The following is a 14,558-nucleotide window of genomic DNA, read 5'->3' as shown; positions in this document are numbered from 1 at the left end:
AAAAGCTCCAGGCGCTTTTGAAGGTTAGCGTCTGTAGAGCCGCGCCCTGCCCGGCTGCGCCTTCACCGCGGGTACGCCAGCAGCACCACCAGATCCTGCTCACCCCGCTGCTGCAGCGCGTGCAGGCTGCCCACCCGGGTAAGCAGCGCGTCGCCGGCTGCCACGTCGTACTGTTTGCCATCCAGTACGTAGCTGCCCTGCCCGCTGACGATGTAATAGATCTCGTCCTTGTGCTGCGGGTGCAGGCCGATGCCGGCGCCCTTGTGCAGCACGCGCTTGCGCAGCACGAACGGCAGGTCCTTGTCGTCGGCGAAGAACGGATACGCCGTGGTCGGGCCGGCACCGCCATGCGGACCGGGCTGGGTAATGGCGATATCGCGCTCATGGACAACCTTCGACGGCTTGGCCGGGTCAGCGCCCTGCCCTGCGGCCTGGCTGACATCGCAATCGATGTCGCGCTTCAACGCCGGCTTCAGCGTTGGCTGCAACGCCACCCAGTCACGCAGCACCAGGCAGGCCACGGCCGTGGCACCGGCGGTGCTGAAATGGGTGCCGTCGGCCTTGTTCTGTTCGGGTACGAACATGAAGTATGGCTTGGCGCCCTGCTCGCCCAGCGCGCGGATCCAGCGGGTGGAGCTGGCGTTGAGGTCGATCAGCGCCACCTGTTCGCGCGCGGCCAGTTGTTTCATCGCCTGGGTGTACAGCCCGTGCGTGTCCAGCAGCGAACCGAAGTCGTACAGCAACCGCGCCACCGGAGTGATCAACACCGGCGTGGCGCGCTTGTCGCGGGCCAGCTGCACGTAGCGCATCAGGTACTGCGGGTAGGCGGTGTCCGGGTCGTCGTAACGGGTGGGGTCTTCGAATTTTGCGTCGTTGTGGCCGAACTGGATCAGCAGCACATCGCCGGGCTGGATCTCGGCCGCGATCGCGTCAAGACGTTTTTCCTCGATGAAACTGCGCGCGCTGCGGCCCGCCTTGGCGTGGTTGCGGACCTGCCAGACCGCGGGGTCCAGATAACTCGGCAGGGCCTGGCCCCAGCCCATCAGCGGCGCGCGCTCGGGGCCGTAGTCGGCAGCGGTGGAATCGCCGGCAATGAAAACACGGTGCGGCGCCCCGTGTGTGGTGACCGCCGCGAACAACAAAAGCATCGGGAGCAGGAAGCGGTGCATGTTCGGGCTCCAGGAGGGCCGGCCAACGGCCGGCGCTACCGTCAGGACGTTTGGCGGGGGTACCGACCAACGGTCGGTACCTACCGGTCTTGCGCCGCGGGTTCGCGGCCGACGATCTGATCCCGGTAGGTATCGACCGTTGGTCGATACCCATGCATCACCGAGCCAGCCAACCACCGTCAACGGGAATTATCGAACCGTTGACGTAGTCTGACGCGCTCGACGCCAGGAACACCGCCGTACCTGCGAGATCTTCCGGGGTACCCCAACGTCCGGCCGGAATGCGGTCGAGGATGGACTTGTTGCGGTCCTGGTCGGCGCGCAGCGCGGCGGTGTTGTCGGTGGCCATGTAGCCCGGGGCGATCGCGTTGACGTTGATGCCCTTGTTGGCCCACTCATTGGCCAACAGGCGGGTGATGCCGGCGATGCCGCTCTTGCTGGCGGTGTACGACGGCACCCGGATTCCGCCCTGGAAGGACAGCATCGAGGCGATGTTGATGATCTTGCCGCGGCCCTGCGCGATGAAATGACGGCCGGCGGCCTGCGAGATGAAGAACGCGGACTTGATGTTGACGTTCATCACGTCGTCCCAGTCCTGCTCGCTGAAGTCCACCGCATCGGCGCGACGGATCAGGCCGGCGTTGTTGACCAGGATATCCAGGCCACCCAACCCTTCGATGGTTTCGCGGATCACCCGCTCCACCGGCTCGATGCTGATCAGGTTTGCTTCCACCGCCAGGCAGCGGCGGCCGAGCGCGGTGATCTTTGCGATGGTGTCGGTGGGCGGCGCGATGCCGGCCACGGCCACATCGGCGCCGGCCTGGGCCAGCGCCACGGCGATGCCCTGCCCCAGGCCGGTGTTGCCACCGGTAACGAGGGCGACCTTGCCTTCCAGACTGAACGGATTAGCCATTGCAGTTACGGTCCTTATCCAATGCGGTGTGGGTTACTTGAGCTGGCAGATGTCCAGCACGTGCATGTCGGTGTAATCCAGGTTTTCGCCGCCCATCGCCCAGATGAAGGCGTAGTTGCTGGTGCCGGCACCCATGTGGATCGACCACGGCGGGGACACCACCGCTTCGTTGTTCTGGATCACGATGTGGCGCTGCGCGTCCGGCTCGCCCATGAAGTGGTAGACACGGTCGTTCTGGCCCAGGTCGAAGTAGAAATAGACCTCGCTGCGGCGGTCATGCAGGTGCGGCGGCATGGTGTTCCAGACGCTGCCCGGCTTCAGCACGGTCAGGCCCAGCAGCAGCTGCGAGGACTGGCAGGTGGCCGGCACGATGTACTGGTAGATGGTGCGCTCGTTGCTGGTTTCCAGCGCGCCGCGCTCCAGCGCAACCGCATCCTTGATGGACAGCTGCTTGGTCTCGAAGCGCGCATGCGCCGGGGTCGAGGCCAGGTAGAACTGCGCGGGGTTGGCCGCGTCGTCGGAGGCGAATACCACCTCTTCGCTGCCCATGGCCACGTACAGGCCGTCCTTCGGGCCCAGCGTGAACACGGTGCCGTCGACGGTGACGGTGCCGCTTCCGGCGCCGACGTTGATGATGCCCAGCTCGCGGCGCTCCAGGAACGCGTGGCCGGCGGCGGAGGCCGGTTCGGTCTGCTTCGGCAGCGACACCGGGCCCTTCACCGGGGCGGCACCGCCGAGCACGAAGCGCTCGTAGTGGGTGTACTTCAGGGTCACCGCGTCGGCATTGAACAGGCCGTCGAGCAGGTACAGCTCGCGCAGGTCGTCGTTGCTGGCGCCCTTGATGGCGTCGGGATGGGTGGCGTAGTGGGTCTTGCAGTACATGGCGTCTCCAGAGCAGGGGTGGGCCGACGGGGCGGCCCCGGCGCGATTTCCCCCATTCTAGCCAAGGAGGAAACCGGTGTCATTTTGCATTGCGGGATCGGTGGGAAGTCACGACCAACGGTCGTGACCTACCGCGTGGAATCATCTCGTGGGGCGTTCGGCCGGATGGGCTGCCTTGCCGGTAGGTCACGACCGTTGGTCGTGACCCTCACCGTCCCGTCAGTCCTCCGGCGGTTGGCACGAATCGCGCACGATCAGGTGCGGGCGCACGCTGGCGATCTGCAGCGCGGCCTGGCCGTCGGGCTGGACCAGCATCGCGGCGGCGGTGCGGCCGGTGTCGCGGGTGTGGCGGCGCACCGAGGTCAGCGACGGCCACAGGCGCGAGGCCAGCGGGCTGTCGTCGTAGCCGATGATGGACAGCTGGCGCGGAATGTTGATGCCCGCGCGCAGCGCCACCTTGTAGATACCGGCCGCCATTTCATCGTTACCGGTGAAGATCGCGGTGGGGCGCTGCTTGCCCAGCAGCAGCTTTTCGGCGGCGGCCACACCGGATTCGAAGGTATAGCCGGCTTCCACGATGCGCCCGGGCGGCAGCTCGATACCGCGCTGGGCGAGGGCATCGATGAAGCCGGCGGTGCGCTCGTGCGCCGACCGGTAGGCGCTGGGGCCGGTGACCAGCGCGATGTCGCGGTGGCCCAGCGACAGCAGGTAATCGGCCGCTTCGGCGGCGCCGTCGCGGTCATGGGTCACCACCATCTGCGAGGTGTCATCCAGCGGCAGCGCGGCGATGCGGGTGAAGCGGCAGCCGATCTCATCGAGCATGTCCACCAGCGCCTGGTCTTCCGAGGCACGCGGCACCAGGATGACGCCGTGCAGCTTCTGCTGCTGCACGAAGCGGCGCACGCCTTCGATGTAGCCGGGGCTGCGCGAATCGCACGGGTGCACCACCAGTTCGAAGCTGGACCCACGCAGCGCGTCCAGCGCGCCGTACTGCATGTCCACGATGTACTGCGCGGTGGGGTTGTCGTAGACCATGCCGATCAGGAACGAGCGGCGGAAGGCCAGCCCGCGCGCCAGCGGATCGGGCGTGTAGCCCACCTCGCGCATCAGCGTTTCCACCTTCTCACGGGTGTCCTTGCGCACCAGTGGCGAGTTGTTGATGATCCGCGAAACCGTTTTCTTGGATACACCCGACAGCCGCGCGATGTCATTGATCGTGGCGGCCTTGCCCTTGGTCAACCCGTGCGGTGACGGGTCGGTCTTGCTGCGCAGTGACATGTGTTCAAACCATGAGAGGTCGAAGGAGTCTACCGGCGCCCTCAATCAAGGGCGCGGTAGCGGAACTGGCGGAAGGTCACCTTGCCGTCGCCGGCAGCGTACAGGGCCGGCTTCAGGGCGAGGAACTTCCCGGCCACATTGTGATGGTAGCCGGAGACTTCCATCTGAACCGGGTACTTCTGCCAGGTTTTGCCGTCGGTGCTGGAATGGATGGTCACGATGTGGCGGTTGTTGGTCACCCGCAGCCACAGCTTGCCGCCTTTGGCACTGGGGGCCAGCCGGGTGGGGCGCTCCTCGCCGTAGCGGTGCATGATGAACTTCTCGCCGTTGCTGCCTACGCCCACGTACAGCCGGTCGCTGTAGAAGAGCAGGGCACCGCCCACCGCGCCGGGCGCGATGTCCATTTCGACCTCGAACTGGTAAGCCTGGTCGCCGGCGATGGCGGTCAGCGGCGAGCTGTCCTTCGGGGTGTCGCCCTTGCCCTGCAGGGTCAGGCCGTTGGCGCTGAAGCCGAGGCGTTTGTACTCGTCCTGGGCCGGGTTGAAGAACGACCACTGCGCGCCCAGGGTCTTGCCGCTGAAGTCGTCCGACAGCGCCATGCCGTGCTGGCCCACCGACTCGCCCGAGGGCTTGGCAAGCGGCTGGCCGAGGTCGCCGCCCTTGGCCACGAACCAGCCATCGTCGGTCCACTCGATCGGCTCCAGCAGTGCCTGGCGGCCCAGGGTCCAGTAGCCGTTCTCGTAGCCGTGGTAGATCATCCACCAGCGCCCGTCGGTGCCTTCCACCACGGTGGCATGGCCACGCGACCACCACGGCTCACTGGCGGACTTCGTGCGGGTGATCGGGTTGTTCGGCGCGTTCACCCACGGCCCGTGGATCGAGCGCGAGCGCGCGGTGATCACCATGTGCCCGGTCGGCGGGCCGGCGGTACCGCCCACGGCGGTGGTCATGTAGTACCAGCCGTTGTGGAAATTGATCTTCGGACCTTCCTGCGCGTAGGCCTCCACGTCCCAGCTTTCCGGGTACTTCCAGCCGTCGTAGACGTGTTTCGGCTTGCCCACCACGCTCAGGCCATCGTCGGCCAGCTGCACGTAGGCGCCGCCGCTGAGGAACAGGTAGCGCTTGCCGTCTTCGCCCACCGCGTGGCCCGGGTCGATGTAGCCGCCCAGGCCGATGTCGATCGGCTCGCTCCACGGCCCGCGTATGTTGTCCGACCACACCACGAAGTTGCTGCGGGTTTCGCCGGTGCGTGCCGGGAAATAGATGAAGTAGCGGCCGTCGTGCTTGACGATGTCCGGTGCCCAGATCGCGCCGACATTCTTCGTGATCGCGTGGCCCAGCGGCTGCCAGTTCACCAGGTCGCGCGAATGCCAGATCGGCAGGCCCGGGTAGGCGTCGAAGGAAGACAGGGTGAGGTAGTAGTCGTCGCCATCCTTGAGCACCGACGGATCGGGGCGGTCGCCGGCGAACACCGGGTTGAGGAAAGTGCCGTTGCCCAGGTCGGCCTGGCGCTGGTTCTCGATGCCACGCTTCCACGACGTGGCCGGCACATCGGCGGCATGCAGGGCGCCGGCGAGCAGCAGGCCGGCGGTGGCCAGCCCGGCCAGCAGGGTCTTCATACGCATGGGGTGTCTCCCTGGTTCGGTGCAGGACCCGCCCGTTCGGGGCGGGTCCACGTCGGCGATGGCGGCACCGGGCCGCCGTGCGGTCAGGCGCGCAGCAGCGCCGGCAGCCACAGCGACAGCTGCGGGAAGAACGTCACGATCAGCAGCACGCCCACCGCCGCGAACCAGAACGGCCAGATCGAACGCATGCTTTCGCCCACGCTGATCTTGCCGATTGCCGTGCCGATGAACAGCACCGAGCCCACCGGCGGGGTCACCAGGCCCAGGCCGCCGGTCAGCACCAGCACCAGGCCGAAGTGGATCGGGTCGATCCCGTAGGCCTTGGCCACCGGCAGGAAGATCGGCGTGCAGATCAGGATCATCGGTGCCAGGTCCATGAAGGTGCCCAGCAACAGCAACATCACCACGATCATCAGCAGCACCATGAACTGGCTGTGCGCGAACGACTGCAGGAAGTCCACCGCCGCCGCCGGCACCTGCAGGAACGCCAGCAGCCAGCCGAACACGGCAGCGGTGGCGATCACGAACAGGATTACACCGGTACTGCGCGCCGCATGGGTCACCGTGCCCAGGAACTCGCGCCAGTTGAGCTGGCGGTACAGCACCGTGGTCACCAGCAACGCGTAGACCACGGCAATGGCCGCGCTTTCCACCGCAGTGAAGATGCCGGCGCGGATACCGATGAAGATCAACGCCACCAGGCCCAGGCCGGGCAGGGCGGAGACCATGCGCAGCAACACCGCGCGCCAGCCCGGGAACACTTCCACCCCGTAGCCACGACGGCGTGCCACCACGTAGCCGGTGACCATCAGTGCCACGGTCATCAACAGCGCCGGCACGATGCCCGCCGCGAACAGGTCGGCGATGGACAGACCACCACCGGCGGCGGCCGAGAACAGGATCAGGTTATGCGAGGGCGGCACCAGCAGCGCCACCAGCGCGGCGGTGATGCTCACGTTCACCGCGAAATCGCGGTCGTAACCACGCTTGACCATCTGCGGAATCATCGTGCCGCCGACCGCAGACACGTCCGCGATGGCCGAACCGGAGACACCGCCGAAGAACAGCGAGGACAGGATCGACACCTGGCCCAAGCCACCGCGCATGCGCCCGACCAGCGACGAGGCCAGCGCGATCAGTCGTTCTGAGATGCCGCCGCGCATCATGATTTCGCCGGCGAAGATGAACAGTGGAATGGCGATCAGCGAGGCCGAACCGGTACCGGCCGAAATCTGCTGCACCAGCACCAGCGTCGGCAGATCCAGGTACCACAGGGTGGCAAGCGCCGCCGCGGCCAGCGCGTAGGCCACCGGCACGCCGAGCAGCAGCAGCACCGCGAATACAGTGAAAAGAATCGTAATACCCATGACTCAGCGGTCTCCCTCTGCTTCAGCGACGGCCGGTTGCACGGCCTGCACCATCTGGTTCACGGCGAACACCGCCATCAGCGCACCGCCAATGCACAGCGGCAGGTAGTTGATGCTCTGCGGCAGGTTGGCGCCGGCGGTCTTGATGTCCAGCCCATCCAGCAGCAGCACGGCTGCCCACCAGGCGATCACCACGCCAAGCAGGGCCACCACGAACGAGGCGAACACGTCCACGGCACGACGCAGGCCGGGACCCATGTGCGCGGCCAGCAGGAAGAAGCCGAAGTGGCGTCGGGTGTGCACACCGGTGGCCGCGCCCAGGCTCATGGCGGTGGCCAGCAGCAGCAGGGTCACCGGCTCGGTCCAGCTGGGCGAATCGTTGATCACATAGCGGGCGAACACCTGCCAGCCCTGCACCACCACCAGCCCGAGCAGGGCAAGTACGGCGATGTAGATGGTGATGTCGGCAATGCGGTCGAGTGTGCGCTGCGGCAGCGTGCGCAGGTCTACGGCGGTTTCGGAAGTCGGGTCGGACATCGCGGCAGGCCTCAGGCGAAGTCGCGGATGCGACGGGTGAGGGCGGCCAGCTCCGGCTGCTGCAGGTACTGCTGCAGCAACGGGTCGGCGGCCTTGCGGAAGGCCGGCATGTCGACCTCGTTGAACTGGATGCCGAAGTCGGCCACGGCCTGGCGGGCGGTGCTTTCCGAAGCATCCCACTGCTGGCGCATCACCCCCACCGATTCGCGCGCGGTCTGCAGCAGCAGCTGGCGGTCTTCCGGGCTGAGCGACTCGAAGCTGCGGCGCGACATCAGCAGCACGTCCGGCGCATACGAATGGTCGCTCTGCGACCAGTAGCGCGCCGCCTCGAAGTGGCGGCTGGAGTGGAAGCTGCGCATGTTGTTTTCCGCACCGTCGATCATGTGCGTTTCCATGCCCGAGAAGGTGTCGCCCAGCGACATCGGGGTCGGGTTGGCGCCCAGCAGGCGCATCAGCTGGATGAAGATGTCCGAGGACGCCACGCGCAGCTTCAGGCCGTGCAGGTCTTTCGGTTCCACGATCGGGTGCTTGGTGTTGTAGAAGCAGCGCGCGCCGGAATCGTAGATCGCCAGCCCGACCAGGTCGCGGCTTTCAAAGCCGCGCAGCACGGTATCGGCCACGCCGCCGTCGAGCGCGCGGCGCATGTGCGCCACCGAATCGAACACGTAGGGCAGGCACAGCGCCTGGGTGAGCGGGAAGGCGTTGTTGAGCGCGCCGGAATACACGCGGGTGATGTCGATGACCCCGAAGCGGGCCATGTCGATCGCTTCCGATTCGCGGCCGAGCTGGCCCGAATGGTACTGGCGCAGCCGCAGGCGGCCGCCGGTCTTCGCTTCCAGCTGCTGGCCGATCCACTTCACCGCGGTCACGGTGGGGTAGTCGGCCACATGCACATCGGTTGCGGTCAGCAGGCGCGCGCCATCGGGCGCGTCACCGGTGGAACGTGAACACCCGGCCGACAACAGGGGCACGCTGAGCGCGCCCACGCTGGTGGCAAGGAAACTTCTGCGAGTAATCATCTGCGCCCTCCCAAGCGTACTCGCCATGGCCGCACGGTTACCCGGCGGCGATGGCCCTGCAGGTAATGTCGCCGTAACCGGCGAAACGGATCAGTGCCTGTTGGCCTACGGCGATGTCATGGATACCGGTGGCATTGCCACTGGCGATCAGATCGCCGGCCTTCAGCGGGCGCCCACGCTGGGCCGAACGGGCCAGCGCGAAGGCATACGCGGTGCGCAGGCCTCCCGGCAGCAGGGTGGCGCCACCGGTACCTACCACTTCGCCTTCGATGCGGGTTTCGGCGCGCAGGTCGGCATCATCCAGCCGGGTCCAGTCCGCAATCTCCGGGCCCAGCACCAGGCCGTTGTTGTTTCCGAAGTCCGACACCACTACGCGCGGGCCCAGCTTATTGATCGTGGCGAGCGGGCTGCTGGCCACTTCCACGCCGATGAACAACTTGGCGGGCAGGGCTTCTGCCTCTTCGGCGGTCCAGTGCAGCTTGTCGGCCGGGGCGTCCTGCTGCAGCTGGATCACGTACTCGGCTTCCACCGCGCCGAAGCCGCCGACGAACACCGGGATGTCCACTGTTCCACCGGTAGCATTCCAGAGCCGCTGAGAGAAGATCGGGCCCAGCAGGCGGTCGTCGCCGGAGCCATCGCGGCGCTCGGCGGCGATGTAGCCAACCTTCCAGCCCACCACCTGGTCGTTCCAGAGCGCGATGGCCTGGTCCTGCACCTGATAGGCGGTGACCAGGTCTTCCGGGATGGTTCCGGGGAAATCCGGCAGTGAACGGCCCTGCTGGCGGGCCGTGACGAACGCGTGGGCGATGTCGCCCAACCCTTGTTCTGGCAGGTCCTGTTTGCCTTGATCGTTGCTCAAGCGGGTCTCCCGGTGAATTGTTGCACTGCCCATCGACAGCACTTGGATGAGCTGTATATGGTAAACCGGTGTCATTGGCAATGTGCACCGCGTCAGAACCTGCACGAGCCCGGCACGCTACCGTTTGCCCACCCCTGAGAGGACTGCCGCGGATGCGTTGTGCTGTGTTGATGTCCCTGCTGGTCGGCTGCCTGCTGGCCGCCGTTGCCCCACCGCCGGCCCAGGCCGTTGAGCGCCCGGTGCCGCAGAGCGAGCCCGCCCCCGGCACGCCCACCCGCATCGCGCTCTGGCCGGCGGGCAGGGTGCCCGGTGAGCTCAAGCGCGCCGCAGTGCCCAACGTGGTCGAGCGCAGCGCCGACCCCGCGCTGCCGGACCGCTACATCGACAACCTCAGCGCGCCGTACCTGGTCGCCTACCGCCCGGCCAGACCCAACGGCACCGCCCTCCTGGTCATTCCCGGTGGCGGCTACCAGCGCATCGTCCTGGACAAGGAAGGCACCGCGCTGGTGCCGGGCTTCGTGGAGCAGGGTGGAGTAACCCTGTTCGTGCTGCGCTACCGGCTGCCGGCCGGGCGCGGGGACCGCCAGGCCGCACTGGCCGATGCACAGCGCGCGATGCGGGTGATCCGCGCCGGCGCAACGACGTGGCAGCTGGATCCGCAACGGATCGGCGTCATCGGTTTTTCCGCCGGCGGCCATGTTGCTGCGCGGCTGAGCAACGGCTACGCCACCGCGCTGCCGGGCATCGGCGATGCCATCGATGCGATCAGCGCGCGCCCGGATTTCGCGCTGCTGCTGTACCCGGTGATCGACATGGGCCGGCACGCGCACAGCGGCTCGCGCACCCGGCTGCTGGGCGAACACCCCACGCCCGCGCTGGAGCAGCAGTATTCGATGCAGGCGCAGGTCAGCGCGCAGACCCCGCCCACCTTCCTGGTCCACGCGCAGGACGACGACGTGGTGTCCGTGCACAACAGCCTGCTGTACTACCAGGCACTGCTGGCGGCGGGCGTACCCAGTGAAATGCACCTGTTCGCGCACGGCGGTCACGGCTTCGGCGTACGCCTGCCGCCCGCTGCGCTTGCCACCCAGTGGCCCACGCTCGCGCTGCGCTGGATGCAGGCGCAGAACGGGGAGAAGGCGCCATGACGCTCACCCCTGCCGACCTGCAGCGCCGCCGCTTCCTGCGCGACAGTGCGCGCTACGCAATGCTGCTGGCGGCCGGTACGTTGCCGTTGGCTTCATCGCTTGCAGGCGCGTCCAACCGCACCGACTCGAGCGCTTCACTGGCGACGGTGCGCGGCGGCCGCCTGCGCGGCCGGTATGACCAGGGCGTGCACCGTTTCCTTGGCGTGCCCTATGGCGCGGACACCGCGACCCGGCGCTTCCAGCCGGCACTGCCTGAACTGCCGTGGCGCGGGGTGCGCGATGCACTGGCCTACGGCCCGGCCGCGCCGCAGGGCAGCAAGGAGGACGGCCCCGGCAGCGAAGACTGCCTGTACCTCAACGTGTGGACGCCGGCGCTGCGCGACGGCAAGCCCCGGCCGATCCTGTTCTACATCCACGGCGGCGCCTACAACAACGGCTCCGGCAGCGACCCGCAGTACGACGGCAGTGCGCTGTGCCGACGCGGTGATGTGGTGGTGGTCACCGTCAACCACCGGCTCAATGTGTTCGGCTACCTGTACCTGGCACAGCTGGGCGATGCGCGGTTCGCCGATTCGGGCAACGTGGGCCAGCTCGATCTGATCCAGGCCCTGCGGTGGGTGCGCGAACATGCGCACGAGTTCGGTGGCGATGCCGGCAATATCACCGTGTTCGGCCAGTCCGGCGGCGGCGCCAAGATCGCCACGCTGATGGCCATGCCCGCCGCGCGCGGCCTGTTCCAGCGCGCGTGGACCATGAGCGGCCAGCAGGTCACCGCGGCCGGCCCGCGTGCGGCCACCCAGCGTGCGCAGATCGCCATGCAGGCGGTAGGCGCACAGGATGTGGAGGGCTTGCTGGCGCTGCCGGTGTCGGCGCTGCTGGCGGCCACCCGCGCGCGCGATCCGTCACGGGTGGAGAACACCAGCCTGTACTTCGGTCCCGTGGTCGATGGCGGCGCGCTGCCGGCACACCCGTTCTGGCCGCAGGCGCCCGAGCAGTCCGCCGGGATCCCCATGGTAATCGGCAACACCCACGACGAAACACGCGCGTTCCTGGGCCATGACCCGGCCAACTTCGCGCTGACCTGGGAGACGTTGCCGGCCAGGCTGGAGAAGGAACAGTTCGTCGATCTGCTTCCGTCTGTGGTGATCGCCGAGTATCGGCGCCTGTATCCGCACTACACGCCCTCTGATGTGTTCTTCGCCGCCACCACCGCCGGCCGCTCCTGGCGCGGGGCGGTGGAGGAACTGGAAGCACGCGCGCGGCAGGGCGCGCCCACCTGGGCGTACCAGCTCGATTGGGGCTCACCGCTGGACGGGGGCAGGCTGGGCGCTTTCCACACGCTGGATATCCCGCTGGTGTTCGACAACACCCGGGTAGAGGGTTCGCGTACCGGTGAAGCGGCCGACGCGCAGCGCATGGCGGCAGCGATGAGCGATGCCCTGATCGCCTTCGCCCGCACCGGCAACCCGCAGCACCCTGGGCTGCCGCAGTGGGAGCAGTACGGGCTTGATCGCCGCCAGACGATGCTGTTCAACACCCCGCCGCAGCTCGCTGACGACCCGCGTGGCGGCGAACGACGCCTGTACCAGCAGGCCCCGTTTGTACAGCGAGGCACGATGTAGCGACACGCCACGCGTGTCCCACCCACCGTCGGCCCGCTCCAAACAACGATAGGCAGCGCCAACCAAACAACGAAATCCAATAGATTTTCGGCCAAAAAGCGGTGATCAGCCGTGATTCAGATCAAACATGTCCTTAACCTCCATCGCCTAGACTGGGGGCATGCAGGACCATTGCGATCCCTTTCCGCCGTTCCATGGCCGCGATCGATTGATAGCCGCCATCGATCACGCCGTGCAGCATGACGATCCCCAGCAGATCGCCAGAACCTTGCGCGGTGCGCTCTGCGAGGCCATTGCCGACAGCCGCATCCAGCTGCCGGCCTGCGTGCACCGCCCGATCAGCGACCACTACGCACGCCGCGAGCTGTACCGCAGCCCGGCGCACGGCTACAGCATCGTGGCGATGAGCTGGGCGCCGGGGCAGGGCACGCCGCTGCATGACCACAGCGGCCTGTGGTGCGTGGAAGGGGTGTGGCTGGGGCAACTGGAAGTCACCCAGTACCGGCTGCTCGAACGCAGGGGCGAACGCTTCCGCTTCCAGGCCGAGCCGTCGGTGATCGGCGACTGCGGCAGCGCCGGCAGCCTGATTCCGCCGCACGAGTACCACACCATCCGCAACACCAGCGACGAGCGGCTGGCCATTTCCGTGCACGTCTACCAGGGCGAAATGACCCGCAGCGCGATCTTCGAACCCGACCACGACGGCTGGTACGAGCGCCGCATGAAGGAAATGGAAACCGACGTCGCGTGACGCGGCGTTGCCGCACCCGCAGTCATGCTGGTTGGATGCGCCACACCGCTTCTTCGCCTCTGCTGAAACGCGTGAGGGAGAAGCGCGTTCCGGCGTAGACCTCCGTGGCGCTGGCGCCCTCGGGCAACTTCAACCGCCAGTTCGGCAACGACACCCGCGCTGTGGGAAACCCTACGTGGAGTGCCCAGAACACGCCCGCGGCGTAGGCGATGACCAGTTGCACCCGGCCCGTGCCGTCGCGGACTTCAACGTGGTCCACGCCGCCGTCCTGGTACTCCCGCACCCGCCAATCATGAGTTGCGCCGGAAGCGTCAGGCTGTGGCCGCGGACATGCCTCGATCGGCACCGCCTCATCAATGTCGGCGACGTTGGTGTTCATAGGTGTTTCCCCAAGAGAGGTGGCGCTGTGCATCGGTGTGGTGATGACGACCAGATGCTATCTGCGGCCATTGGGGTGGTGCGTTGAAAAAGATCCTAGATTTGATGCAGGGTTCACCGCCAGGATGCCCGCATGTCGCCACATCCCGCCAAGGAACCGCTGCCCATGACGTCCCACCCCTTCCTCCAGGTCAACGTCTTCAGCACCGATCCGCTGCTGGGCAATCCGCTGGCCGTGGTGCTTGATGCCGATGGGTTGAGCGATGCGCGCATGGCCGCCTTTGCGCGCTGGACCAACCTGAGCGAGACCACGTTCGTATCGAAGCCCAACGACCCGCGTGCCGATTACCGCGTGCGGATATTCACTACGCTGGGCGAGCTGCCGTTCGCCGGGCATCCCACGCTGGGCAGCTGCCATGCATGGCTGGCCAATGGCGGCGTGCCGCATGGCGGGGAAATCGTGCAGGAGTGCGGGATCGGGTTGGTGCGGATCCGCCACGATGCGGCCGGGTTGGCGTTCGAGGCGCCGCCGTTGCGGCGGGAAGGGCCGTTGGACCCGTCGTTGCGCGAGCGGGTGCGGGCGGGATTGGGGGTGGCCGTGGATGAACTGGTCGATGCGCAATGGGTGGACAACGGCCCGCCGTGGTTGGCGTTGCGATTGCGCAGCCGTGCGGCCGTGTTGGCGGTGCGCCCCGATTACGCGGCGTTGGATGGGCTGATGGTGGGCGTGTTCGCGGCGTGTGGCGAAGGCGACGCAGTGGATGCACAGTTTGAATCGCGCGCGTTCATTGCCGGCGAGGCCGCGCCAGAGGATCCGGTGACCGGCAGCCTCAATGCGGGTATCGCGCGGTGGTTGCTGCGGGAGAGCGCGGCGCCGGACCGGTATGTGATCAGCCAGGGCACGGTGATGGGTCGCGCCGGCCGCGTGCAGGTGGAACGGGTGGGGGATGCGCTGTGGATCGGGGGTGCCTGCGTGACGTGTATCGAGGGGGCGGTGACGTTGTAGGCGG

14 protein-coding genes are annotated in these 14,558 nt (G+C 67.2%); 4 read left to right on the top strand and 10 right to left on the bottom strand.

All coding sequences use genetic code 11. The features are described from left to right. Positions 1-62 precede the first annotated feature (62 nt). The 9 genes from SOM39_RS10340 to SOM39_RS10300 all read right to left on the bottom strand — a co-directional run bounded on the left by SOM39_RS10340 (position 63) and on the right by SOM39_RS10300 (position 9,649). Positions 63-1,169 carry a GDSL-type esterase/lipase family protein gene (locus SOM39_RS10340; RefSeq protein ID WP_320458271.1) on the bottom strand — a complete coding sequence of 369 codons (1,107 nt, stop codon included), beginning with the start codon at positions 1,167-1,169 and terminating at the stop codon, positions 63-65. 157 nt (positions 1,170-1,326) lie between these two features. Continuing rightward, on the bottom strand, positions 1,327-2,082 hold the full coding sequence (gene kduD / locus SOM39_RS10335; RefSeq protein WP_320458270.1) for a 2-dehydro-3-deoxy-D-gluconate 5-dehydrogenase KduD: 756 nt from the start codon (positions 2,080-2,082) through the stop codon (positions 1,327-1,329). Between the two features lie 33 nt (positions 2,083-2,115). Then, on the bottom strand, positions 2,116-2,964 hold the full coding sequence (gene kduI / locus SOM39_RS10330) for a 5-dehydro-4-deoxy-D-glucuronate isomerase (protein ID WP_184126326.1): 849 nt from the start codon (positions 2,962-2,964) through the stop codon (positions 2,116-2,118). Positions 2,965-3,183: 219 nt separating this feature from the next. After that, positions 3,184-4,242 (bottom strand): LacI family DNA-binding transcriptional regulator, encoded by a 1,059-nt coding sequence (locus tag SOM39_RS10325; protein WP_093535383.1) that lies wholly within the window; start codon positions 4,240-4,242, stop codon positions 3,184-3,186. Between the two features lie 41 nt (positions 4,243-4,283). Next, the gene (locus SOM39_RS10320) at positions 4,284-5,861 is read right to left on the bottom strand and encodes a family 43 glycosylhydrolase (RefSeq protein WP_320458477.1); all 1,578 of its coding nucleotides are present in this window, start codon (positions 5,859-5,861) and stop codon (positions 4,284-4,286) included. Positions 5,862-5,950: 89 nt separating this feature from the next. Beyond that, positions 5,951-7,234 carry a TRAP transporter large permease gene (locus tag SOM39_RS10315; RefSeq protein WP_068848098.1) on the bottom strand — a complete coding sequence of 428 codons (1,284 nt, stop codon included), beginning with the start codon at positions 7,232-7,234 and terminating at the stop codon, positions 5,951-5,953. Between the two features lie 3 nt (positions 7,235-7,237). Next, positions 7,238-7,771 (bottom strand): TRAP transporter small permease, encoded by a 534-nt coding sequence (locus tag SOM39_RS10310; protein ID WP_093535387.1) that lies wholly within the window; start codon positions 7,769-7,771, stop codon positions 7,238-7,240. Between the two features lie 11 nt (positions 7,772-7,782). Next, entirely contained in the window at positions 7,783-8,790 is a 1,008-nt protein-coding gene (locus tag SOM39_RS10305; protein ID WP_095362417.1) for a TRAP transporter substrate-binding protein, read from the bottom strand. Positions 8,791-8,827: 37 nt separating this feature from the next. Next, complete coding sequence (locus SOM39_RS10300) at positions 8,828-9,649, bottom strand: 2-keto-4-pentenoate hydratase (protein WP_095362416.1); 822 nt, start codon at positions 9,647-9,649, stop codon at positions 8,828-8,830. A gap of 170 nt (positions 9,650-9,819) precedes the next feature. Here SOM39_RS10300 and SOM39_RS10295 point away from each other — a divergent pair, with 170 nt between their 5' ends. From SOM39_RS10295 to SOM39_RS10285, 3 genes are all read left to right on the top strand, one after another. After that, a complete protein-coding gene (locus SOM39_RS10295) occupies positions 9,820-10,797 on the top strand; it encodes an alpha/beta hydrolase (protein WP_320458269.1) in 978 nt (325 codons plus the stop codon). After that, positions 10,794-12,419 (top strand): carboxylesterase/lipase family protein, encoded by a 1,626-nt coding sequence (locus SOM39_RS10290; protein WP_320458268.1) that lies wholly within the window; start codon positions 10,794-10,796, stop codon positions 12,417-12,419. Before SOM39_RS10295 ends, SOM39_RS10290 begins: the two co-directional genes overlap by 4 nt. 160 nt (positions 12,420-12,579) lie before the next feature. Further along, positions 12,580-13,170 (top strand): cysteine dioxygenase family protein, encoded by a 591-nt coding sequence (locus SOM39_RS10285; protein ID WP_184126333.1) that lies wholly within the window; start codon positions 12,580-12,582, stop codon positions 13,168-13,170. 22 nt (positions 13,171-13,192) lie between these two features. On the opposite strand, the gene SOM39_RS10280 is transcribed toward SOM39_RS10285, so the two are convergent. After that, a complete protein-coding gene (locus SOM39_RS10280; RefSeq protein ID WP_320458267.1) occupies positions 13,193-13,549 on the bottom strand; it encodes a hypothetical protein in 357 nt (118 codons plus the stop codon). Positions 13,550-13,714: 165 nt separating this feature from the next. Between SOM39_RS10280 and SOM39_RS10275 the strand changes: the two genes are divergently transcribed. After that, positions 13,715-14,554 carry a PhzF family phenazine biosynthesis protein gene (locus tag SOM39_RS10275; protein ID WP_320458266.1) on the top strand — a complete coding sequence of 280 codons (840 nt, stop codon included), beginning with the start codon at positions 13,715-13,717 and terminating at the stop codon, positions 14,552-14,554. The last annotated feature ends 4 nt before the right edge of the window (positions 14,555-14,558 follow it).

The organism is Stenotrophomonas sp. CFBP8994 (assembly GCF_034044835.1).
GTDB lineage: Bacteria > Pseudomonadota > Gammaproteobacteria > Xanthomonadales > Xanthomonadaceae > Stenotrophomonas > Stenotrophomonas rhizophila_A.
Note: the sequence above shows the minus strand (reverse complement) of the source record. Positions and strands in the feature narration are given on the sequence as shown.

What these genes read in the sequence shown, in the direction of transcription:
- SOM39_RS10280 (WP_320458267.1), bottom strand. Translation starts at nt 13,549, where the DNA reads ATGAACACCAACGTCGCCGACATTGATGAGGCGGTGCCGATCGAGGCA.
- SOM39_RS10340 (WP_320458271.1), bottom strand. Translation starts at nt 1,169, where the DNA reads ATGCACCGCTTCCTGCTCCCGATGCTTTTGTTGTTCGCGGCGGTCACC.
- SOM39_RS10275 (WP_320458266.1), top strand. Translation starts at nt 13,715, where the DNA reads ATGACGTCCCACCCCTTCCTCCAGGTCAACGTCTTCAGCACCGATCCG.
- kduI (WP_184126326.1), bottom strand. Translation starts at nt 2,964, where the DNA reads ATGTACTGCAAGACCCACTACGCCACCCATCCCGACGCCATCAAGGGC.
- SOM39_RS10310 (WP_093535387.1), bottom strand. Translation starts at nt 7,771, where the DNA reads ATGTCCGACCCGACTTCCGAAACCGCCGTAGACCTGCGCACGCTGCCG.
- SOM39_RS10290 (WP_320458268.1), top strand. Translation starts at nt 10,794, where the DNA reads ATGACGCTCACCCCTGCCGACCTGCAGCGCCGCCGCTTCCTGCGCGAC.
- SOM39_RS10320 (WP_320458477.1), bottom strand. Translation starts at nt 5,861, where the DNA reads ATGAAGACCCTGCTGGCCGGGCTGGCCACCGCCGGCCTGCTGCTCGCC.
- SOM39_RS10315 (WP_068848098.1), bottom strand. Translation starts at nt 7,234, where the DNA reads ATGGGTATTACGATTCTTTTCACTGTATTCGCGGTGCTGCTGCTGCTC.
- kduD (WP_320458270.1), bottom strand. Translation starts at nt 2,082, where the DNA reads ATGGCTAATCCGTTCAGTCTGGAAGGCAAGGTCGCCCTCGTTACCGGT.
- SOM39_RS10325 (WP_093535383.1), bottom strand. Translation starts at nt 4,242, where the DNA reads ATGTCACTGCGCAGCAAGACCGACCCGTCACCGCACGGGTTGACCAAG.
- SOM39_RS10285 (WP_184126333.1), top strand. Translation starts at nt 12,580, where the DNA reads ATGCAGGACCATTGCGATCCCTTTCCGCCGTTCCATGGCCGCGATCGA.
- SOM39_RS10295 (WP_320458269.1), top strand. Translation starts at nt 9,820, where the DNA reads ATGTCCCTGCTGGTCGGCTGCCTGCTGGCCGCCGTTGCCCCACCGCCG.
- SOM39_RS10305 (WP_095362417.1), bottom strand. Translation starts at nt 8,790, where the DNA reads ATGATTACTCGCAGAAGTTTCCTTGCCACCAGCGTGGGCGCGCTCAGC.